Source organism: Haematospirillum sp. H4485, assembly GCF_012102745.1.
GTDB lineage: Bacteria > Pseudomonadota > Alphaproteobacteria > Rhodospirillales > Rhodospirillaceae > Haematospirillum.
Genome location: NZ_JAAVSY010000008.1, coordinates 61,190 through 81,768, shown reverse-complemented (window position 1 = coordinate 81,768; position 20,579 = coordinate 61,190). Strand labels below are relative to the sequence as shown.

The following is a 20,579-nucleotide window of genomic DNA, read 5'->3' as shown; positions in this document are numbered from 1 at the left end:
CCTTATTCCTGTTCGGGCCTGTTTCCGGACAGGGCAGCGTTCAGTCCGTCGCGGACGATGGTTTCGCAGTGTCGTGACAAGGCCTTCCTGTTGCCTGTTTCCGCAATGGTGACGGTCGGGAAGAAGTCAACCTCGACCGTCAGGCTGCCGAGCCTCAGGAAGTCCATCAGATGTGGGAAAAGCTCCATGTCCCCGTACCACGCGAAAAACGGGCGCATACTGCGTCCCATCGGTAATCCCTTGTAGCGTGTATAGGCAATGCTGACCGGCTGTACGTGGACCGCTTCTCCGTTTACCGCTTTCTCTGCGGTATTGAACAGGCTGCTTTTGAACGGCAGAACCCGGTTTCCATCCGATGAGGTTCCCTCAGGGAAAAGAATGATGGGTTCCCCCTCCTGCAGGCGCTCGGCAATGACATCGCGATGCTGTGCCGTGGCGCTGACCCGCCGCTCGACAAAGATTGTGCGGGCAATGGAGGCCAGAAACCCGATCCCGGGCCACTGTCGTACCTCGGCTTTTGAAACGAAAGCACCCGGAATCAGGGCGCACAGGATCATGATATCGATGTAGCTGACATGATTGGCAACACACAGCAAGGGCCGGTGCTGTGACAGTTTTCCCCGGACAACGACCTTTACGCCGAATATCAGCGACAGGGCAACCTTCCAGTAGAACATGGATATGTTCCTGTAGCGGCAGCGCAAAAAAAGGGCCGGTATGTAGGCTATCAGACACAACCCCGTCCACAGGACGTAAAGGGCCAGTTTTGTTACAGCGCCAATTGTGGTGAGCATTCAGCCCGGATTCCCTCTCAGGTTGCCTGCCGGTCTCGATTTCCGGTCATAATGTTTGAAGTACTTGTCTGAGATCAGGTCCGTCTTGACCATCACGCAGACATCAACCGTGTTGAAATCATGGTCAATGACAGCTCCGTCGCCAACAAAGCCTCCCAGGCGGAGGTACCCTTTGACCAGCGGTGGAACGGACGCAAGCCCCCGTGCCGGATGAATGCGATCAGGGGGCAAAAGGTCCATAGCAGTGTAGCGGTCCTTCAAGGCAACCGGACGCATGGATTCCGGAGCCAGATGGTGCTGGTAAAGATAGGAAAGCGGAAGTGCCAGCTTTGATGGATCCGTACCCTGCAGGCTGGCACAGCCAAACATCATGGTAATATCATAGTGGAACACATAGGCGGCAATGCCTCGCCACAGCAGCTGCATTGTTGCTTTTGTGCGATAGGCGGCATCAACACAGGACCGGCCCAGCTCCATGATCTCACCGGAGAGGGCTTCAAGTGGTGCAATATCGTACTCATCGGCTGTATAGAAACGTCCGGCCTTGTGCGCCTGGGAGCGTCGGAGCAAACGATAGGTTCCGACAACAGCTTCGGGACCATCCCCTTTGGTATGGTCAATGACAACAAGGTGGTCGCAGAACGGATCAAACCGATCAAAATCCCGGCCGGTAGCGGCAACCTCCGGCGTGGGTCGTGCGCCCATCTCCTGGAAAAAAACCCGGTAGCGAAGCGCTTGCGCTGCTTCTATCTCCGCATCGTTGGTGGCCAGCCGTATTTCCTGATCCCCTGTCGTAAGGGTTTCCAACATTACCATAAACGTATCCTGTTGTTCGGGCTGTTCCCGCTGCCCTGTTTTTCTGGTGCGCACGGCGACAGAATGCACGGCTGTCACACAAAGAGCAAGCTGTGCCCGGTGTGTTACAGGGCATCTGTTGTTGGTTCAGGCTTACGTTTCCGGGTCGTCCAGGGGGACGCCGTACAGCTCAAGCCTGTGCCCTACCAAGCGATAGCCCAGTTTTTCGGCAATACGCCTTTGCAGTTCCTCGATTTCTTCATTGTGGAATTCGAAAACCCGGCCTGATTTCATGTCGATCAGATGATCGTGATGTTCGTCCTGTATTTCCTCGTAACGGGCCCGCCCGTCACCAAAGTCATGGCGTGCCAGGATCTGTGCTTCTTCAAGCAGGCGTACGGTACGATACACGGTTGCAATGGAAATCTTGGGATCGATTGCTGTGGCGCGGCGGTATACCTCCTCCACATCCGGATGATCTGTGGCATCAGAAAGAACCTTGGCGATGACCCGGCGCTGGTCGGTCATCTTCATTCCTTTATCGATACACATTTGCTCAATGCGGGAAATCGGCTGGAAGCCTCTGTCCATAGTCTTGTCCCTTACGTGTTGGGTGGATAGGGCGGACGGTCCATTGTGTTTGTTGTATCAGGGTCAGGCTGCTGACTGCGGGCAGCGTCGCTTGCCGAGTGTACCGTGTTCCGTCATGTGTGCACAGCCTTGTACCGGCTTGACCCAGCACAAAGCGCCACGACCGTTGGCACGTGGCGCTTTGTATCAGCAGTCCCGCCTTTTATCAGCGCTTTGTCCGCCGCCGCGACTTTGTGCCAAGGCCGATTTTCTTGGCAAGTGTCGAGCGGTGGTTCGCATAATTGGGTGCGACCATCGGGTAGTCAGCGGCAAGCCCCCAACGATCACGATATTCTTCCGGGGTCATGTTGTAGGCTGTCTTCAGATGACGCTTGAGCATCTTCAGCTTCTTGCCATCTTCCAGGCAGATGATGTACTCCGGTGTCACCGACTTCTTGACAGGGACAGCAGGTTGCGGGCGCTCCGGCTCGACCAGTGGTGCCCCCAAGGACGTCAGGGCACGGTGTACCTCGGAAATCAGGAGCGGCAGTTCATTGGTCTGAACGCTGTTGTTCCCTACGTGAGCTGCGACAATTTCGACCGTCAGTGCCAGCACTTCCTTGTCGGTGATTTGTTCGTCCATAAAAACACATCCTCGTGTTTGCGCTATTTTTCCCGCTGTATATTCTGGTGCTGGAAGTTTAGCAACACACAAAAACCAAATAAAGTGAGTGTATGATATGAATGTGGATAAAAAAGATCACTTTATCGATATAGCAGGAGAGGTTTGTCCATTTACGTTTGTGAAGACCAAGATTCTTCTAGATAGGGTGGAGAGAGGTTCTACAGTCCGTGTTCGTCTTTCCGGAGCCGAGTCCATAAAGAATGTCCCGGATTCTGTACGGTCAGAAGGTCATCTTATTCTTTCATGTCATCCTGAAAATACAGGGGACCCTTATGGCCCCCATATTCTGACCATCGAAAAGCAATAATATTGAATGCATTGTTAGTATGGTGTTGCTTCTTTTTCTTCTGGATTTCTTGCAGGTGACCAAGGGATATCTGGAATGCGGGAAATCTTGAAAGAGCCGACACGCAGTGTGTTGTCCTGCAGGGTCAGGGGAATAACCGGGTTCTGTGCACTGCCGGTCGTGTTGTGTCTCAGGGCGGCCAGAACCATGCCCAGGATGGCGGCTTCTGACGGTTTCAGAATACCTTGCCCCAAGAGAATACCCGGTAATTCCTGTGTACCATGAATTTCGGCTGTGACAGCGGCTTCGGGCTGTAGTCTTTTATCCAGGGCCAAGGTGCCGCGGATGTTTGCACTGGCATGTTTGTATTGCAGGCCGATACGCCTGATTTCCACTGTTCCGCCGTTTTGTCTCCAGCCATCCAGACGATCCTGCCAGGTTCCGGACTTTGGAAGAATACCGAACAGCTCAAGGTCAATGGCTGCGTCTTCCGGTATTGCAGTATGGCTGCGGCCATTCTGGTCCTGGATATCAAGTCGGTCCAGGATAAGGGAGATTTGCCCCAAGGCAGGGTTCTGGACGCCTTTTTCCTCTGGTTCGATATGGGCTGACAGTTTCATAAGATCAGCCTTGATCAAGGGTGCTGTTTTGCCCCCGTCCAGAACAACATGGTGAAGTTCGTGGTGCAGGTCCGTCAGCGCCCCTGAGGCTGTGACATTCACAGCCAGAACGGAGTCTGTTGCCTGAAGGTGGTAGTTTTCTCCGGATGGTGCTGTAACTCTGACGGGGCCTGATGTCCGGATTTCAGGGGATAAGAGGGCCCATGGCCGCACGCGGATCTGCATTTGATCCAAGGCAACATGGAAGCCGGAGGTATGACCGATCTCGATCTCACCAGTATCAAATGTCATGATACCGGGAAAGCCGGACAGGGTTACGGGTGTTGATGAAACGGTCCAGCCTGCGTCAGGAAGCTGGCCTTGCGTTTCATTCCATGCCCGGGTGATCATGGAAGATGCCAGAAACCAGCAGGCAGCATACAGCCCGGTAAAGCATGTGAGTACAATGGTTGTTATCGTAAGGAAACGCTTTGTCATTCCGGTTTTTTCCGCTTGTTTTGATGTCCGGGGTATGATTGTTCAGGGTGCTGTTCCGGCGGCAGCCTGTAACAACGGCGCGACTTTTGTCCGTGCTTCCTCGACTTCATCGGCTGGGCTGGAATCCGCGACAATGCCACCTCCGGCTTGTGCTACCAGCCGCCCTGTACGTCCGGCGACCAAGGTTCGTATTACAATCGAGCTGTCCATGGACCCGTCAGCCCCGATCCAGAAGATGCTGCCACAGTATGGACCGCGCCGCCCTGGTTCCAGGGTATTGATAATTTCCATGGCCCGTATTTTCGGTGCGCCGGTAATGGACCCCCCCGGGAAGGTGGCTTTCAGCAGGGAAATGGCATTCTCACCCTTCCTCAGGCGCCCGCGCACGACCGAGACAAGATGGTGGACGCTGGCGAACGTTTCTGGCCCGTTCAGGACCGGCACTTTCACACTGCCGGTCCGGCAGACGCGTGAAAGGTCATTACGCATAAGGTCAACAATCATCAGGTTCTCGGCTTGATCCTTCTTGCTGTTGATCAGTTCATCCAGCAATGCCTTGTCTTCCGCAGGTGTTTGTCCGCGTTTGCGGGTTCCCTTGATGGGGCGTGTTTCAACCGTGCCGTCTGCCTGTACTTTAAGGAAGCGTTCCGGTGATGCAGACAATACAGTTGCCCCGCCGAAGTGCGCAAAGGCAGCAAACGGGGCTGGCGATGCCTGCCTCAGGCGGCGGTAGAGGTCAAAAACAGGAAAGCCATCCGGAAGATGCCCCATGAAACGACGGGTCCAGTTGGCCTGGAAAATATCGCCGGCCCGGATAAAATCGATAACCTGTGCAATGGCTTGAGCTGCTTCTTCGTCGTCTTGCTCAGGGTAAAGCAGTATGCCGTCGGTTCGTGGTGGGGGCAGGGGCGTGGTTCCCGCTGCATCAAGAAGCGTTTTGGCGGTATCTTTGCCGTCCGGTGTGTGGGTGAGAAAAGCCCGGCGACAGCTGGTATCGAAAACAAGTGCAGCCTTGTACACGCCAAACGCCACTTCTGGCACGCTAATGTCATCGGTTTTTGGAACAGGCAATGTTTCCAGATGCCGTCCGGCTTCATAGCTGATCCAGCCAATAAGTCCGCCGTGGAAGGGCGGAGCTTCGGGGTGCCTGGGCAGAGCAGGCTCCCGCATCGCTTGTATGGTCTGTTCCAGCGTATCAAACGGGTTGGCAGGGTCTATAACCAGCTTTTGTGGGTAGGCTGCCAGAATAGTCCAGCGGCCGCGGCCTCCAGCTTCTGCTGCGGAGTCAAGAAGAACAGCGCCCTCCTGCCCCGACAGGGGGGCAAAAGCGGTCAGAGGGTCTCGCCATGGAATTTCGCATGCTGTCATGGTGAGAGGGTATAGTCCCTTCCGCTACGGAAGGCGAGCCCTGCGTTATGAAATCAGGATGACAGAACCCGGTCCGGTGGGCAGTGCCCATCGCTGAAGGCGCGGATGTTGCACAGTACCTTTTCTCCCATCGCAATGCGTCCCTCCACGGTTGATGATCCCATGTGGGGCAGAAGGATGACATTTTCCAGGTTTCGCAGTTTCGGGTTTATGTGCGGTTCATTCTCGAAAACGTCCAGTCCTGCCCCTGCCAGTTCCTGTCGTTGCAGCATGGTGACAAGGGCTTCTTCGTCAACAATATTACCCCGTGCGGTGTTGATGACGCAGACGTGGTCCCGCAATAACCTCAGTCGTCGTGCGCACAGCAGGTGATAGGTAGCAGGGGTCTGTGGGCAATGGACGCTGAGAATATCAACGCGGGCCAGCATCTGGTCCAGGCTTTGCCACCATGTTGCCTCCAGCTCGGCTTCTATTTCGGGGTGCAAGCGGTTGCGGTTGTGATAGTGGATGGTCATGTCAAAGCTTCGCGCCCGCCGGGCGACGGCTTGCCCTATGCGCCCCATGCCAATAATACCCAGTCGCTTCCCGGATATGCGACTGCCCAGCATGTGGGTCGGGCTCCATCCTGTCCATTGCCCCGAGCGGGCCAGGCGTTCGCCCTCTGCCAAGCGCCGTGGAGCAGCCAGGATCAATGCCATGGTCATGTCAGCCGTATCGTCGGTCAGAACGTCCGGGGTGTTGGTGACAACGATTCCCCGTTCATGTGCCGTGCCAAGATCAATGTGATCGGTTCCGTTGCCAAAGCTGGCAATCAACCGGAGCCGACTGCCTGATTGTTCAAGGATTGTCTTGTCCAAGCGGTCTGTTACCGTCGGCACCAGGACATCCGCCTCTTTCACGGCCATGATCAGCTGATCGTGCCCAAGGGGGGTGTCGTTTATATTCAGGCGACAGTCAAAAAGTTCCATCATGCGGGTTTCGATGACATCCGGCAGGCGGCGTGTTACGATCACCAGCGGTTTTTTTGCTGCCATCAAGGGGACTCCGACCATACATCGCAAGATGATAATCCGGTACCACCGCTACCTTGGTTTGTCCATGCCTTCCGGGTCGTCCTGTTGAGTGTGTCTTGAAAAACGCGCAGGAGCCTGTATTGAAGGTGGGTAGATCAGGCTTGTATCGGTGTTCCTGTGGCCAGAAAATTTGGGTCCATGTGCGCTGTTCAGGGCTTCCTTGCCGCTGCGGCCAAAGGTATGAGGTGTGCGACTCTCCGTGCGACGACTGTTTTTTCTCCGTTTTATTTCGTTATCTCTTGCGGCCTTCTGCATTCTCTGGGGCGGTGTGTCGCTTTATGCGGGAGTGGCTGTTGCGGCATCATCCAGCGGGGTTCTTCCCTTGCCCCGCTTTGTCTCCCTGCGCGCGGACCAAGTGAACATGCGGGCTGGTCCCGGTGCCCGCTATCCGGTTGACTGGGTTTATATGCGGCGGGATTTACCCGTGGAAGTCATTGCCGAGTATGAAACCTGGCGCAAGATCCGCGATCCGGATGGTACGGAAGGGTGGGTGCACCAGAGCATGCTGGCCGGGCGACGGATGGCCGTGGTTCGCGGTCGGAAAGCTATGCTGCGCCGCACGGCAGATGATAGCTCTTCTGCTGCGGCCTGGCTGGACCCCGGTGTTGTTTTGCGCCTGCATCAGTGCCCGCCGGGTAGCGAGTATTGCCGGGTTGAGGTTGAGGGGTATCAGGGATGGTTGCGTCGTGGTGAAATCTGGGGAATTTACAAAGGCGAGATTGTTGACTGAGATGAAGGGCCTTCACAGGCTGTAAGGTAGCTCTTGCCTTCGCCTGTGAAGCGGTGTACAACCCATCGATGACATTCTCTGGTTTGTCCTGTCCGGGACTTTCGAGGGTGGGCCACTGGCCCACTTTTTTGTTATGTGGATCAAGGATTCCCGGGCAGTTAAACTGCTCTGGGCGTGTCCGGTCTTGATGTTTTCTTGGGGTGTTTGGGTACCGGTATGGATCTTGCCGAGCGACTGGTTGGTATTGTAGGGCCAACCCTTGACAATATGGGATATGAACTGGTGCGGGTTCTTATACAGGGAACGCGGCGCCAGACAGTGCAGGTTATGGCAGAGCGCCGGGATTCGGTTCCCATGACGGTGGAAGACTGTGCGGATATCAGCCGCGCCCTGTCCGCCGTCCTGGACGTGGAAGATCCTGTGGCCGGGGCCTATAACCTTGAGGTCAGCTCGCCGGGCATTGACCGTCCCTTGACCCGTGCCAAGGATTATGAGGTCTGGGCCGGCTTTGACATCAAGCTGGAGACGCGTCAGCTTCTGGACGGGCGCAAGCGCTTTTCCGGTCGCCTTCTTGGCTTGGATCCTGATGAGAATATTCGGATACAAGGTGACGAGGGGGCTTGGTTGGTGCCGCTGGATGCGGTCTGGAAGGCCAAGCTTGTCCTGACTGATGAGTTGATAGAATTTGTGACCCGCCAGGAGGCGGAGCACTGAGTAAGGAACAGCGTGCGGCGTGTCGGTTCGCCGGATTTGGTCTGCACCTGATGTAATACCGCGAAGACAGTAACTCGAGGGCTTGGAAAAGATGGAACGTACTGTTGGCATGGCGCGACCGGAGCTGATCATGGTCGCCGACAGCGTCGCCCGCGACAAGAGCATTGATCGCGAAGAGGTGTTCATTGCTATGGAGCAGGCCATCCAGAAGGCCGGACGCTCCAAGTATGGTCACGAGCATGATATTCGCGCCCGTATTGACCGTCGTAATGGTGAGATCAAGCTGGCCCGTTATCTTGAGGTTGTCGAGGACGTCGAAGACGAAAACACGCAGGTCACGGTTTCACAGGCGCAGCGCCGCAAGCCGGGTGCTGTTGTTGGTGACTTTATCGTTGATCCTCTGCCGCCGATTGATTTCGGGCGTATCGCTGCCCAGACCGCCAAACAGGTTATTGTCCAGAAAGTGCGCGATGCCGAGCGCGACCGTCAGTACAGCGAGTACAAGGATCGCGTTGGCGATGTAGTCAACGGCCTTGTGAAGCGTGTTGAGTTTGGCAACGTTGTTGTGGATCTGGGTCGTGCCGAGGCTTTGTTGCGTCGTGATGAATTGATCCCGCGCGAGCACTTCAAGAACGGTGACCGCGTACGCGCCTTTGTCAAGGATGTCCGCCGGGAGCAAAGGGGGCCGCAGATCTTCCTGTCCCGTACCGATGCTGGCTTTATGGCCCAGCTGTTTTCGCAGGAAGTTCCCGAAATTTATGACGGCGTCATAGAAATCAAGGCTGTTGCCCGTGATCCCGGGTCCCGGGCCAAGATTGCCGTGGTCTCTAGGGACTCGGGTATTGATCCGGTTGGTGCGTGCGTTGGTATGCGTGGGTCCCGTGTTCAGGCCGTTGTGGCAGAGCTTCAGGGCGAAAAGATCGATATCATTCCGTGGTCTGTTGATCCGGCCACCTTTGTTGTCAATGCCCTTGCCCCGGCCGAGGTTGCCAAGGTCGTGATCGACGAGGACAGCGGGCGCATGGAGGTGGTAGTGCCTGATGAGCAGCTGTCGCTTGCCATCGGGCGTCGTGGCCAGAATGTCCGGCTTGCTTCCCAGTTGTCCGGTTGGGACATTGATATTCTGACGGAAGAAGCGGAATCCGAGCGTCGCCAGGAAGAGTTCCGTCGTGTGTCCGGTGCCTTCATGGAAGCTTTGGATGTCGATGACGTCTTGGCTCACTTGCTGGTGACCGAAGGTTTCGGCTCTGTGGAGGAAGTCGCTTGGGTCGATCTGGAAGAAATCGCCTCGATCGAAGGTCTTGATGCCGATGTTGCGGCAGAGTTGCAGCAGCGTGCCCGCGAGTTCCTGGAAGAGCGTGACCGGGCTGCGGAGGATGAGCGTCGTGCCTTGGGCGTTTCCGATGAACTGGCTGCGTTCTCGGGTATGACGCCTGCGCTGTTGGTCTGTTTGGGTCGTAATGATGTGAAGACCATCGATGATCTTGCTGATCTGGCGTCGGACGAGTTGGTTGAGTTCTCTGCTGGTTCCGTTTCCGAGGGTGATGCCAATCGTATGATCATGGAAGCGCGCGTCCAAGCGGGTTGGTTTGGTGATGAAGATCCCTTTGGCGCTGCCGGGGATGAGGCATAAGGGAGAGCGCCAGGGTGGCTTTTCGTTCCGGCATATCGGTTGCGCCGTCCTCTTCAGGGCGGCGCCCCCACCGGAAAGGGGCATCACCGGGTTCTGCCGGTGATCGTGCCAAGCCTGTGATGTCTTCCAGTCCGCAGCGTTGTTGTCTGGTGACGGGTACCAGTTGTTCGCGGGATGATCTGTTGCGTTTTGTCATTAGTCCCGATGGTATTCTGGTTCCCGATCTCGAGGCGTGTTTGCCCGGACGGGGATTCTGGTTGAGTGCACGGCGGGATGTGTTAGAAACGGCAATGCAGAAAAAAGTTTTTTTGCGTGCTGCACGCCGCCAGATTGATATTCCCCGCGATCTTCCTGACAGGATTGCCGGGCTTGTCAGAAAGCGTTGCTTGGCACTTCTGGGTTTTGCCCGTCGTGCTGGTCTGGTTGTTGCCGGGTTTGACAAGGTACAGGCCCTTGTCCGCTCCGGTCAGGTTGCCCTGTTGCTGGAGGCGACAGAAGGAGCAGCTGACGGGCGCCGCAAGCTGGAGGCGCTGATGCACCACACCAGCGGTGTTGCGCGTGTGGTTGATATTTTGACGGGGCCTGATATGGCCTCTGTTCTGGGGCGGGAGCACGTGGTGCATGTTGCTGTCGCCTGCGGAAAGCCGGAGCAGCGTATGCTGGTTGACCGGCTTGTCAGGGAACTTGACCGGCTCGCGGCCTGTTGCGGGAAGGTCACACGGCCGCTGGAAGCAGTGGATGAACATTTGCGGTCGCCGACAGCGGCGACTGTGCCCGAGCCGGAGCCAGGAGTGGCGCCGGGGAATACGGAATAGACGCCAGGACAACCGGTACGCATGTCGAACGAAAATGAAAAAAAGCCCCTTAGCGTTTCACCGCGTGGGAAGCTGGAACTGAAAAAGAGCGCTGAATCCGGACAGGTTCGCCAGAGCTTCTCCCATGGTCGATCCAAATCTGTGGCGGTGGAACACAAGAAGAAGCGCAGTTTTGGTCCCGCAGCCGGTACGCGCCCGGATGCCCGCAGATCTGGCTCCGGTGATGGACGGGGATCTCTGGGTGGTGCCCATCTGACAGAGGATGAACGTCAGCAGCGCCTTCAGGCCCTGATTCGGGCTGAAGAGCAGCGCAAGGTGGATGAGGAAAATCGTCGCTTGGCAGATATTGCCCGGGTCAAGGCTGCTGAAGAAGAGGCCCGCCTGCGTGCGGAAAGTGCAAACCATGTTCCGGTAGAGCCCGAGCCTGTTCCTGAGCCAGCGGTCTCGGCTGTTGTTGCAAACGTGGAGCCTGCGCCTTTGTCACCGTCTCCGGTGCGGGATGTTGTAGCGCCTGCGCCAACAGCCCGTGCGGGTGGCCAGTCCGGAAGCTGGACCGGTCCACGTCCTTCTCCGAACCAGGGACCAGGCTGGACGCCGCGTTCTGTCCAGAGTCGTGACGCCCAGAGGTCGGCTCCTGCTCGTGGGCCCGGCGGGCGTGGCGCTCCTTCGGGGTCGGGATCTGCCCGTCCGGCACAGGGTGTTTCCCATGGGCCGCGTCCTGCATCTGCCCAGCCCGCTCTTGGGGTGGTGCGTCCCGCCGCTGCTCCGGATGACTTGGTCGGTCGGCCGCCGTCACGCGATGACCGCTCTGTTGTCCGTCATGCGCCCCGTGAGCGTGATGACGAGGGGGATGACAGTGGGCGTAACCGTGGAGCTACCGGGAAGGTTGCTTCAAAGCGGGCTGCTGTTGCTCCTGGTGCTCCTGGAATGGACAAGAGGCGCGGCAAGCTGAGTGTTGTTGCTGTTCTGTCCGGTGACGAGGAAGGCTCTTCCCGCGGGCGTTCTGTTGCGGCTATGCGGCGTGCGGCCCAAAAAGAAAAGCGCAAGGCCCAGGCACAGCAGAAGGCTCCTGAAAAGATCGTGCGCGAGGTTATCATCCCGGACGTTATTACAGTCCAGGAGCTTTCCAACCGTATGGCAGAGCGCTCCGGTGCCCTGATCAAGGTTCTGATGAAGCTGGGGGTCATGGCGACCATCAACCAGACCATCGATGCCGATACGGCACAGCTGGTCACCGAGGAATTTGGTCACACGGTCAAGCGTGTTTCCGAAGCTGATATTGAAATTGGACTGGAAGCCGGTCCTGATTCCGATGAAGCCATGGCACCTCGGGCTCCGGTTGTTACCGTGATGGGTCACGTTGACCACGGCAAGACATCCTTGCTGGATGCCCTGCGTGAAACCAACGTTGTTTCCGGTGAAGCCGGTGGTATTACACAGCACATCGGGGCCTATCAGGTCAGCATGTCCAACGGGCGCAAGATTACCTTTATTGATACACCGGGCCATGAAGCCTTTACGGCCATGCGTGCCCGTGGCGCCAAGGTGACGGATATCGTTGTTCTGGTTGTTGCGGCTGATGATGGCATTATGCCCCAGACAATTGAGGCCATTCGCCATGCCCGTGCGGCAGAGGTGCCGATCGTTGTTGCCATCAACAAGATGGACAAGCCGGGTGCCAACCCGGGTCGTGTACGGACAGAACTCCTTCAGCACGAGGTTGTGGTGGAGGAAATGGGTGGGGACATCCAGACCGTCGAGGTGTCGGCCAAGCAGCGCCTGAACCTGGAGAAGCTTGAAGAAGCTATTCTCTTGCAAGCCGAAATGCTGGATCTGAAAGCCAACCCTGATCGTATGGCGGAAGGAACCATTGTTGAAGCCAAGATGGAGCGTGGGCGTGGCTCTGTTGCTACGGTTCTGATCCGTCGCGGTACCCTGCGGGTTGGCGATGTGTTCGTTGCCGGGAAAGAGTCCGGGCGTGTCCGTGCCATGATCGATGACAAAGGGAACCGCATTGAAGAAGCGGGGCCCGCTGTTCCGGTCGAAATTCTGGGGCTGGATGGTATTCCTTCTGCCGGTGACGACTTTGTTGTGACGGGAGATGAGACAAAGGCGCGTGATATCGCGGCCTATCGTCAGCGCAAGGAACGTGAGGCACAGGCCGTAAAATCTGCCCGTGGAACCATGGAGCAAATGTTTGCCCGTATCCAGGCTGGTGAGGCAAAGGAACTCCCGGTTGTTATCAAAGGTGACGTTCAGGGTTCTGTCGAAGCCTTGATCGGTACTCTGGAGAAGCTGGGAACCGAAGCTGTCAAGGTCAAGGTTCTGCATGCTGCGGTTGGTGCCATCAATGAGTCTGACATTACCTTGGCGCGTGCGTCCGGTGCACTTGTCGTTGGCTTCAACGTGCGTGCCAATCCACAGGCCCGCGAGCTGGCCCGGCGTGATGCTGTTGACATCCGCTACTACTCTATCATCTACGATGTGGCAGAGGACGTGAGACAGGCCCTGACCGGTATGCTGTCACCGACCTATCGCGAGAAGTTCATTGGCTACGCCGAGATCCGTGAGGTGTTCAATATCACCAAGGTTGGTAAGGTTGCGGGCTGTATGGTGACCGAAGGCGTCATCAAGCGTGGTTGCAAGGTTCGTTTGCTGCGGGACAACGTGGTTATCCACGAAGGAAACCTGTCCCAGCTCAAGCGCTTCAAGGATGATGCCCGCGAGGTCAAGTCTGGCTTTGATTGTGGTATGTCCCTGGCAAACTATGACAACATCCAGGTGGGCGATGTCATAGAGTGCTTTGAAATGGAAGAGGTTGCGGCCCAGCTCTGAGAGCGGTTCACGCCCTGTTCCTGATTTCTTCTGCAGGCGCCAACAGTATATTTCCGGCAAGGGAGAACGTACTGTTGGCGTGCAGGGAAGTGTTTTTATTTCTGCTTCGAGGTTCTCATGAGCAAAGTGCGCGGCCAGGCCCCAACGCAAAGGCAGCGTCGCATCAACGAGGAAATTCGTCATGCTCTTGCCCATGTTTTCGAGCGTGGGGAGCTGCGTGATCCCTTGCTGGCATCGACCGCGATCACGATTACTGAGGTCCGGTGCAGCCCTGATTTGCGCAATGCAACAGCGTTTTTCACGCCGCTTGGCGGTATAGGGGATGCGCAGGCGCTACGGGCGGCCTTGATTCGGGTTCAACCCTTCTTGCGTCATGAGATCGCCCGTCGTGTGGAGATGAGGTACGTTCCGCGCCTGTCGTTCGAGATCGACACCAGTTTTGATGAATATGCCTATATTGCCAATCTGTTGAAGCGCCCGGATGTTGTCCGGGATACAGAATCCATGCGTCATGCCGATGATGAGGACCAAGGTGAGGAATCCTGAATGGGGCGGACACGGCGTGGTATTCCGGTTCATGGCTGGGTAGCTGTTGACAAGCCGGAGGGGATAACCTCGACGGCTGTTGTTGCGCGTGTGCGCCGTGCTTTCGGGGCGCAGAAAGCCGGTCATGGCGGGACACTGGATCCATTGGCATCCGGTATTTTGCCTGTTGCCCTGGGGGAAGCTACCAAGACGGTTCCCTACGTTATGGATGGCCGCAAGGTTTATCGCTTTACCGTTCATTTCGGAGAAGAGCGTTCTACGGACGACCGGGAAGGAGAGGTGACAGCAACATCTGCCTATCGTCCCTCCCGTGCCGAGCTGGAGGCGGCCTTGCCTGCTTTTGTTGGTACTATCGAACAGGTTCCCCCTTGTTTTTCCGCGATCCGGCTTGACGGGCGCCGGGCCTATGACCTTGCCCGGGGTGGTGTGGATGTAGAGCTGAAGGCGCGATCCGTTCGCGTGGATTCATTTGTGCTGGAGAGTTGGGATGGGGCTGATTCGGCAACATTCCGCGTTGAAACCGGAAAAGGCGTCTATGTTCGTTCCTTGGCCCGGGATCTGGCCCGATCCGTTGGGTCTGTTGGTCATGTCTCCATGCTTAGGCGCTGTCAGTGCGGCCCTTTCTCCGAGAGCAACGCGATTTCTCTGGATAAGTTGGATGAGCTCGGGCATAGTCTTGGCCCTGCGGGTTTCCTGCTTTCTGTTACGACCGCGCTGGACGACATCCCGGTGCTGGCCTTGACAGAAGGAGAAGCTCGCCGCCTGTCGTCCGGGCTTCCGGTGGATCTTTTGCCGGTGCTAGCCCGTACGGGGGATGGTCCGGACGGTATTCATGCCTCTGCGAGTGTGGCCTATGCCATGCAGGAAGACCGCCCGGTGGCAATCGTACGGATTGAGGATGGAGTGATTCGTCCGGTCCGTGTCATGAATCTCTGACAGAATGGAGTCATTTGATGTCGATCACCGCTGTGCGTAAACAGGAATTGATCAAGGATTTTGCCACAAAAGAAGGCGATACCGGTTCCCCCGAGGTTCAGGTTGCCATTCTTACCGAGCGGATCCGTAATCTGACCGAGCATTTCAAGACCCACAAGAAGGACAACCACTCCCGCCGTGGGCTCCTGATGTTGGTCAGCAGCCGCCGCAGCCTGCTGGACTATCTCAAGAAGAAAAGCCAGAAGCGCTATGAGGGCTTGATTCAGCGCCTTGATATCCGCAAGTAAGCGACGTTTTGAAGGGGGGTGCATACAGCACCCCCCTTTATTTATGGCCGAAACTAGGCAGTATTTTGCCCTTACCCCTGTTTTTCGCATGATTGCCGGGGCAATTGGCCTTATATTCACCCAATGATTTGAAGAGAACAAGGCCGGAACCGGGCGGTTGCGGGGGTCTCCTTTTGCGCAGAGTAAGGTTTGCAAGGGGCTTCCGTGCCGAAATTGGGGCACCGGTTTCAGACGTAAGGAAAGCAAACGCATGTCAATGTTCAAGGTGTATCGCAAGGAAATCCAGTTCGGTGGACGGCCCTTGGTGCTGGAAACCGGTCGTATTGCCCGTCAGGCCGACGGGGCTGTTCTGGTGACCTATGGCGAAACCTCTGTTTTGTGTACCGCTGTTGGGGCCAAGGCACCCAAGCCGGGCCAGGACTTTTTCCCGCTGACCGTGAACTATCAGGAAAAGAGTTTTGCCGCCGGCAAGATCCCGGGTGGTTTCTTCAAGCGTGAAGGGCGCCCGTCCGAGCGGGAGACACTGACCTCGCGCTTGATTGACCGTCCGATTCGTCCTCTGTTCCATGACGATTACAAGTGTGAGACGCAGGTTGTTGCAACGGTTCTGTCCCATGACCTGGAGAACGACCCGGATATCGTGTCCATGATCGGTGCTTCGGCGGCGCTGACCCTGTCGGGTCTGCCGTTCCTTGGGCCAATCGGGGCGGCGCGCGTGGGCTACATAAACGGCCAGTACGTTCTGAACCCGACGGTGTCAGCCCAGAAGGACAGCGTTCTGGATCTGGTGGTGGCCGGTACCTCTGAAGGGGTGCTGATGGTCGAGTCCGAGGCTCAGGAACTGTCTGAAGATATCATGCTGGGTGCTGTTGCTTTCGGTCATGAAGCCTGCCAGGCCGTTATCGATGCCATAATTGACTTGGCTGAACAGTGCGCCCGCGAGCCACGCGACCTGCCGCCATCCTCGCCGGAAAAGGCATCGGTAAGTGCCCTGTTCGAAACGTTCCGCAAGGATCTGGAGACGGCCTATCGCATTCCTGCCAAGGCTGCGCGCCAGGATGCGGTTGCTGCTGTGAAGGAGAAAGCGTTCGCCGCCCTGGATTCCTCCAACGAGGCAGCCCTTCAGGTAGCCCCTGAAGTGTTCAAGGTGCTGGAAGCTGATGTTGTCCGCTCCAATATCCTGAATACCGGTGTGCGTATCGACGGGCGTGATACCCGTACTGTCCGTGCGATTGAGTCAATGGTTGGTATCCTGCCGCGCACGCATGGATCGGCCCTGTTTACCCGCGGTGAAACCCAGGCTCTGGTCGTTGCCACGTTGGGCACCGGGCAGGACGAGCAGGTCATTGATGCCCTGGGTGGTGAGTACCGTGAAAACTTCATGCTTCACTACAACTTCCCCCCTTACTCTGTCGGGGAAGCAGGTCGCATGGGGTCGCCCGGTCGTCGTGAAATCGGCCATGGCAAGCTGGCGTGGCGTGCGGTTCATCCCATGCTGCCGGATCGTGATGCCTTCCCTTATACCATTCGCGTTGTGTCAGAGGTGACCGAGTCCAACGGTTCATCATCGATGGCCACGGTGTGCGGTTCGTCCCTGGCCCTTATGGATGCCGGTGTTCCGCTGAAGCGTCCGGTTGCCGGTATTGCCATGGGGTTGATCAAGGAAGGCGAGCGTTTTGCTGTGCTGTCCGACATTCTTGGTGACGAAGATCACTTGGGTGACATGGACTTCAAGGTTGCCGGGACCGATCAGGGTGTGACATCCTTGCAGATGGACATCAAGATCACGTCCATTACCCGGGATATTATGGAAATTGCCCTGCGTCAGGCCCGTGAAGGGCGTCTGCATATCCTGGGCGAGATGTCCAGGGCACTTGGCACGGCACGGAGTGAGGTTTCCTCGACCGCTCCGCGTATCACCACCCTTAAAATTGATGCCGGCAAGATTCGTGATGTCATTGGGTCTGGTGGCAAGGTTATCCGCGAGATTACCGAGCAGACAGGCACCAAGATCGATATTGATGATGACGGAACCATCAAGATTGCAGCGGTTGATAACGAAGCAGCCCAGAAGGCTGTCAACTGGATCCGTGGTATTGTTGCAGAGCCCGAGCTTGGCGAGATTTACCAGGGCAAGGTGGTCAAGCTGATGGACTTTGGCGCGTTTGTTAACTTCCTTGGCAAGCGTGACGGGTTGGTTCATATCTCCGAGATGTCGGATCAGCGCGGCAGCAAGCCGTCTGACCATGTCAATCAGGGTGATTCGGTCTGGGTGAAGTGCATCGGCTTTGATGACCGTGGCAAGATCAAGCTGTCGATGAAGCAGGTTGATCAAGTAACAGGCAAGGCCAAGGTGTGCGCGACGGAAGAAACGTCGGGCTGATTTGGTTCCCGTGTAACGGGGTGGGAAGGCTGCTGCGTTCCCACCCCTCTGTTTGTAGTCTAATCCGGGGGAGGGAGTTTTTGTCACAGCCATGACCCCTGTACCTTCTCCGGCATATGCTTTCCCCCGTGTTGTCGGGCATCGGGGGGCTTGTGCCCTTGCCCCTGAAAACACCCTCGCCTCCATACGCCGTGCGGCGATTGACGGGGCTGGTATGGTCGAGCTTGATGTCAGGCTGACGGCAGATGGGCGCTGTGTGCTCTTGCATGACGATACCCTGGACCGGACAACAGACGGTTGCGGGCCGGTTTCTTCGGCATACCTTGATCATCTTTCTGCTTTGGATGCGGGTCTTTGGTTTTCCTCCGATTTTCGGGGTGAGTCTGTTCCAACTCTGGAAGAGACCATTGATCTTCTTCTGGAGCTGGGAGTGGGTCTTAACCTGGAGCTGAAGCCTTCCCCGGGTTATGAGGCTGACATGGTCCGGGCTGTTGTTTCTGTTCTGGAGTCCATGTGGCCTTCCGATCGTTTGTTGCCTCTTCTTTCTTCCTTTGACTGCACGATCCTGGAATATGCATCTGACCTTGCACCGGGGTGGCCTCTGGGGTTGATTGCGGACCGTTTGCCGGATGACTGGCTGGCGCTGGCCCGTGACCTTGGATTGAAGTCTGTCAATCTTGGGTATGAGGGGTTGGATATGGCGGCAGTGCAAACCGTTCGCAAGGTCGGGTATGAGGTTGCCATCTGGACGGTAAATGATCCGGTTCGTGCACAAGAGTTGCTTTGCAGCGGTGTCTCCGCCATCATCAGCGATGATCCGGGTGCGCTTTTGCGTGCCGGGGTTGGGGTAAAGGGGTAGGGTCCCCTTGATTCCCCGTTATTCTCCCGGGTCAGTTCGGCTCAAGCGTTGTATGCGCTGTGGCCGGGTTGTTCCGACTTATCATAACAAGGGACCACGAAGGCCCCTGGGTGTAGCAGTGTTGAATAACTGGACCGTCAAGGCATGCGATCCGTTTTCAGTCTGAGGCATCCGAAGCATGGGAGTAAGAACTGTGAAACCTGTAAACCCCGTTGTTATTTCGGGGCGTGAGGTTCATCCCGTTGTTGAGGGTGGCAAGGGCATTGCCGTTTCAACCGGAACCTCCGCCGGGGCTTTTGCCGCAGCCGGGGCGGTTGGCACTTTCTCTGGTGTCAATGCTGACTTCTATGACGAGAACGGGAAGCTTGTGCCCGCTGTCTACAACGGCAAGACTCGTGCTGAACGTCACGAAGAATTGGTTGCCATGGGAATACGTGGTGCTGTTGCCCAGGCGCGTATAGCCCACGACATATCAGGTGGCCAAGGACGGCTGCACATGAATGTCCTGTGGGAAATGGGTGGGGCAGAGCGTATCCTGGAAGGGGCGCTGGCTGGTGCGTCCGGCTTGATACACGGCGTAACGTGTGGTGCGGGTATGCCCTATCGGGTTGCCGAAATTGCCGCAGCCCACAAGGTCTGGTACTACCCGATTGTCTCGTCGGCCCGTGCGTTCCGGGCGCTGTGGAAGCGCAGCTATCACAAGATCCCCGAATGGCTGGGCGGTGTTGTTTACGAGGATCCGTGGCTCGCTGGTGGTCATAACGGTCTTTCCAATGTTGAAGATCCGCTGCAACCCCAGGATCCGTACCCCCGTGTACGGGAGCTGCGGGATATGATGCGTTCTCTTGGAGCTCCTGAAGTTCCGGTCTTCATGGCGGGTGGTGTTTGGTTCCTGCGGGAATGGGCGGACTGGCTTGATAATCCAGAGATCGGGCCGGTTGCATTCCAGTTCGGGACCCGGCCTCTGTTGACCCGTGAAAGCCCGATATCCGATGCTTGGAAGCGTCGCTTGCTGACCCTCAAGCAGGGCGATATCCTTTTGCATCGCTTCAGTCCAACGGGCTTCTATTCATCGGCTGTTCGCAATCCATTCCTGCAGGATCTGGAAGTGCGCAGTGGGCGGCAGATTTCTTATGCCCGTGAAGCTGCTGAGGGCCTCAGCGAGGCGGTTCAAGTTGGTGCCCGTGGGCGTGACATTTATGTTGCGCCCCAAGATCGCGCCAAGGTTCTTGAATGGGTGGAGCAAGGCTTTACGCAGGGAATACGAACCCCCGATAATACAATGGTTTTTGTGACCGAGGCTGATGCCCGGCAGATCATGACAGACCAGAAGAACTGTATGGGCTGTCTTTCTGCCTGTTCATTCTCCAACTGGTCCCAGCATGGCGACGGGTACTCAACGGGCAGGCCGGCAGATCCGCGCAGCTTCTGTATACAGAAAACCCTGCAGAGCATTGCTCATGGGGCAGATCCAGAACATGAGTTGATGTTTGCAGGGCATAATGCGTATCGTTTCGGGGAGGATCCGTTCTACCAGAATGGGTTCATACCAACAGTTTCCCAGCTTGTGGAACGGATCCTGGCTGGCGACTGATTGCAGATCTTCCGGTGCCGGGGTGTACCCCGGTGCCGGAAGGGTTGCAGGATGTGGACAAGAGTAATGGCATGCCGATAAAAGCACAGACAGATCGCCCCGCCTTGTCGGAGCAGCTGCGGGCTGCGGGGCTTCGGCCGACCCGTCAGCGTCTGGCCCTTGCCCGGCTTCTGTTCGGAGATGGTTCCCGCCATCGCCATGTATCCGCCGAGGAGCTGCATACAGAAGCCATGGACCATCAGGTTCGTGTGTCCTTGGCAACGGTTTACAACACGTTGCACCAGTTTACGGATGCGGGGTTATTGCGGGAAATAACGGTTGAATCCGGACGGTCCTGTTTTGATACGAATACTGGTGCGCACCATCACTTTTATTTTGAACAGTCCGGTGAATTGCGCGACGTCCAGTGGAACCAGGTTGTTCTGGCCCAGCTGCCTGATCCGCCAGACGGATGCCGCATTGTCGGTGTGGATGTTGTCATCCGGGTTGCCGGTTGATGGGGCGGAAGCGGGCTCTTCTGTCTTTTCTGGTGTGATGGATCGCCAAGCATAGCATCGTGCACGGCTCCATGAATGGACC

General features: G+C 56.8%; 20 protein-coding genes. 13 read left to right on the top strand and 7 right to left on the bottom strand.

Annotation, left to right across the window (positions count from 1 at the left end):
* Nucleotides 1-2: 2 nt before the first annotated feature.
* The 4 genes from HEQ61_RS07525 to HEQ61_RS07510 form a co-directional block, all read right to left on the bottom strand.
* Entirely contained in the window at nucleotides 3-677 is a 675-nt protein-coding gene (locus tag HEQ61_RS07525) for a lysophospholipid acyltransferase family protein (protein ID WP_245183188.1), read from the bottom strand.
* 117 nt (nucleotides 678-794) lie between these two features.
* Nucleotides 795-1,610: a GNAT family N-acetyltransferase gene (locus HEQ61_RS07520; protein WP_168020535.1), complete on the bottom strand. Its 816-nt coding sequence runs from the start codon at nucleotides 1,608-1,610 to the stop codon at nucleotides 795-797.
* 132 nt (nucleotides 1,611-1,742) lie between these two features.
* Entirely contained in the window at nucleotides 1,743-2,123 is a 381-nt protein-coding gene (locus tag HEQ61_RS07515) for a Fur family transcriptional regulator (protein WP_168020612.1), read from the bottom strand.
* Nucleotides 2,124-2,385: 262 nt separating this feature from the next.
* Nucleotides 2,386-2,802, bottom strand: coding sequence for a MucR family transcriptional regulator (locus HEQ61_RS07510; RefSeq protein ID WP_066133752.1), 417 nt, complete (start codon nucleotides 2,800-2,802; stop codon nucleotides 2,386-2,388).
* A gap of 97 nt (nucleotides 2,803-2,899) precedes the next feature.
* On the opposite strand from HEQ61_RS07510, the gene HEQ61_RS07505 reads away from it, so the two are divergent.
* Nucleotides 2,900-3,151 (top strand): sulfurtransferase TusA family protein, encoded by a 252-nt coding sequence (locus HEQ61_RS07505; protein ID WP_168020537.1) that lies wholly within the window; start codon nucleotides 2,900-2,902, stop codon nucleotides 3,149-3,151.
* Between the two features lie 14 nt (nucleotides 3,152-3,165).
* Here the strand turns inward: HEQ61_RS07505 and HEQ61_RS07500 are convergent, their stop codons facing one another.
* The 3 genes from HEQ61_RS07500 to HEQ61_RS07490 are packed head-to-tail and all read right to left on the bottom strand — an operon-like array spanning nucleotide 3,166 to nucleotide 6,629.
* A complete protein-coding gene (locus tag HEQ61_RS07500; protein WP_168020539.1) occupies nucleotides 3,166-4,227 on the bottom strand; it encodes a DUF2125 domain-containing protein in 1,062 nt (353 codons plus the stop codon).
* Nucleotides 4,228-4,269: 42 nt separating this feature from the next.
* Complete coding sequence (gene pabB / locus HEQ61_RS07495) at nucleotides 4,270-5,595, bottom strand: aminodeoxychorismate synthase component I (protein WP_168020541.1); 1,326 nt, start codon at nucleotides 5,593-5,595, stop codon at nucleotides 4,270-4,272.
* 53 nt (nucleotides 5,596-5,648) lie between these two features.
* Nucleotides 5,649-6,629 carry a 2-hydroxyacid dehydrogenase gene (locus HEQ61_RS07490; RefSeq protein ID WP_168020543.1) on the bottom strand — a complete coding sequence of 327 codons (981 nt, stop codon included), beginning with the start codon at nucleotides 6,627-6,629 and terminating at the stop codon, nucleotides 5,649-5,651.
* A 307-nt stretch (nucleotides 6,630-6,936) separates the two neighbouring features.
* On the opposite strand from HEQ61_RS07490, the gene HEQ61_RS07485 reads away from it, so the two are divergent.
* From HEQ61_RS07485 to irrA, 12 genes are all read left to right on the top strand, one after another.
* Complete coding sequence (locus tag HEQ61_RS07485) at nucleotides 6,937-7,398, top strand: SH3 domain-containing protein (RefSeq protein ID WP_322099224.1); 462 nt, start codon at nucleotides 6,937-6,939, stop codon at nucleotides 7,396-7,398.
* Between the two features lie 216 nt (nucleotides 7,399-7,614).
* Nucleotides 7,615-8,112, top strand: coding sequence for a ribosome maturation factor RimP (gene rimP, locus HEQ61_RS07480; protein WP_168020614.1), 498 nt, complete (start codon nucleotides 7,615-7,617; stop codon nucleotides 8,110-8,112).
* 91 nt (nucleotides 8,113-8,203) lie between these two features.
* Nucleotides 8,204-9,745, top strand: a complete 1,542-nt coding sequence (gene nusA, locus HEQ61_RS07475) for a transcription termination factor NusA (protein WP_168020545.1) — start codon at nucleotides 8,204-8,206, stop codon at nucleotides 9,743-9,745.
* Between the two features lie 14 nt (nucleotides 9,746-9,759).
* A complete protein-coding gene (locus HEQ61_RS07470) occupies nucleotides 9,760-10,560 on the top strand; it encodes an RNA-binding protein (protein WP_168020547.1) in 801 nt (266 codons plus the stop codon).
* 21 nt (nucleotides 10,561-10,581) lie between these two features.
* Nucleotides 10,582-13,395 carry a translation initiation factor IF-2 gene (gene infB, locus HEQ61_RS07465; RefSeq protein ID WP_168020549.1) on the top strand — a complete coding sequence of 938 codons (2,814 nt, stop codon included), beginning with the start codon at nucleotides 10,582-10,584 and terminating at the stop codon, nucleotides 13,393-13,395.
* 117 nt (nucleotides 13,396-13,512) lie between these two features.
* The gene (rbfA, locus tag HEQ61_RS07460; protein WP_168020551.1) at nucleotides 13,513-13,941 is read left to right on the top strand and encodes a 30S ribosome-binding factor RbfA; all 429 of its coding nucleotides are present in this window, start codon (nucleotides 13,513-13,515) and stop codon (nucleotides 13,939-13,941) included.
* Nucleotides 13,942-14,877: a tRNA pseudouridine(55) synthase TruB gene (gene truB, locus HEQ61_RS07455; protein ID WP_168020552.1), complete on the top strand. Its 936-nt coding sequence runs from the start codon at nucleotides 13,942-13,944 to the stop codon at nucleotides 14,875-14,877.
* 17 nt (nucleotides 14,878-14,894) lie between these two features.
* Nucleotides 14,895-15,164 (top strand): 30S ribosomal protein S15, encoded by a 270-nt coding sequence (rpsO, locus tag HEQ61_RS07450; RefSeq protein ID WP_168020554.1) that lies wholly within the window; start codon nucleotides 14,895-14,897, stop codon nucleotides 15,162-15,164.
* Nucleotides 15,165-15,414: 250 nt separating this feature from the next.
* Entirely contained in the window at nucleotides 15,415-17,547 is a 2,133-nt protein-coding gene (pnp, locus tag HEQ61_RS07445) for a polyribonucleotide nucleotidyltransferase (RefSeq protein ID WP_168020556.1), read from the top strand.
* Between the two features lie 91 nt (nucleotides 17,548-17,638).
* A complete protein-coding gene (locus tag HEQ61_RS07440; protein ID WP_168020558.1) occupies nucleotides 17,639-18,406 on the top strand; it encodes a glycerophosphodiester phosphodiesterase family protein in 768 nt (255 codons plus the stop codon).
* A 193-nt stretch (nucleotides 18,407-18,599) separates the two neighbouring features.
* Nucleotides 18,600-20,000 carry an NAD(P)H-dependent flavin oxidoreductase gene (locus tag HEQ61_RS07435; protein WP_168020560.1) on the top strand — a complete coding sequence of 467 codons (1,401 nt, stop codon included), beginning with the start codon at nucleotides 18,600-18,602 and terminating at the stop codon, nucleotides 19,998-20,000.
* Between the two features lie 71 nt (nucleotides 20,001-20,071).
* Nucleotides 20,072-20,497, top strand: a complete 426-nt coding sequence (gene irrA / locus HEQ61_RS07430) for an iron response transcriptional regulator IrrA (RefSeq protein WP_168020562.1) — start codon at nucleotides 20,072-20,074, stop codon at nucleotides 20,495-20,497.
* Nucleotides 20,498-20,579: the final 82 nt, after the last annotated feature.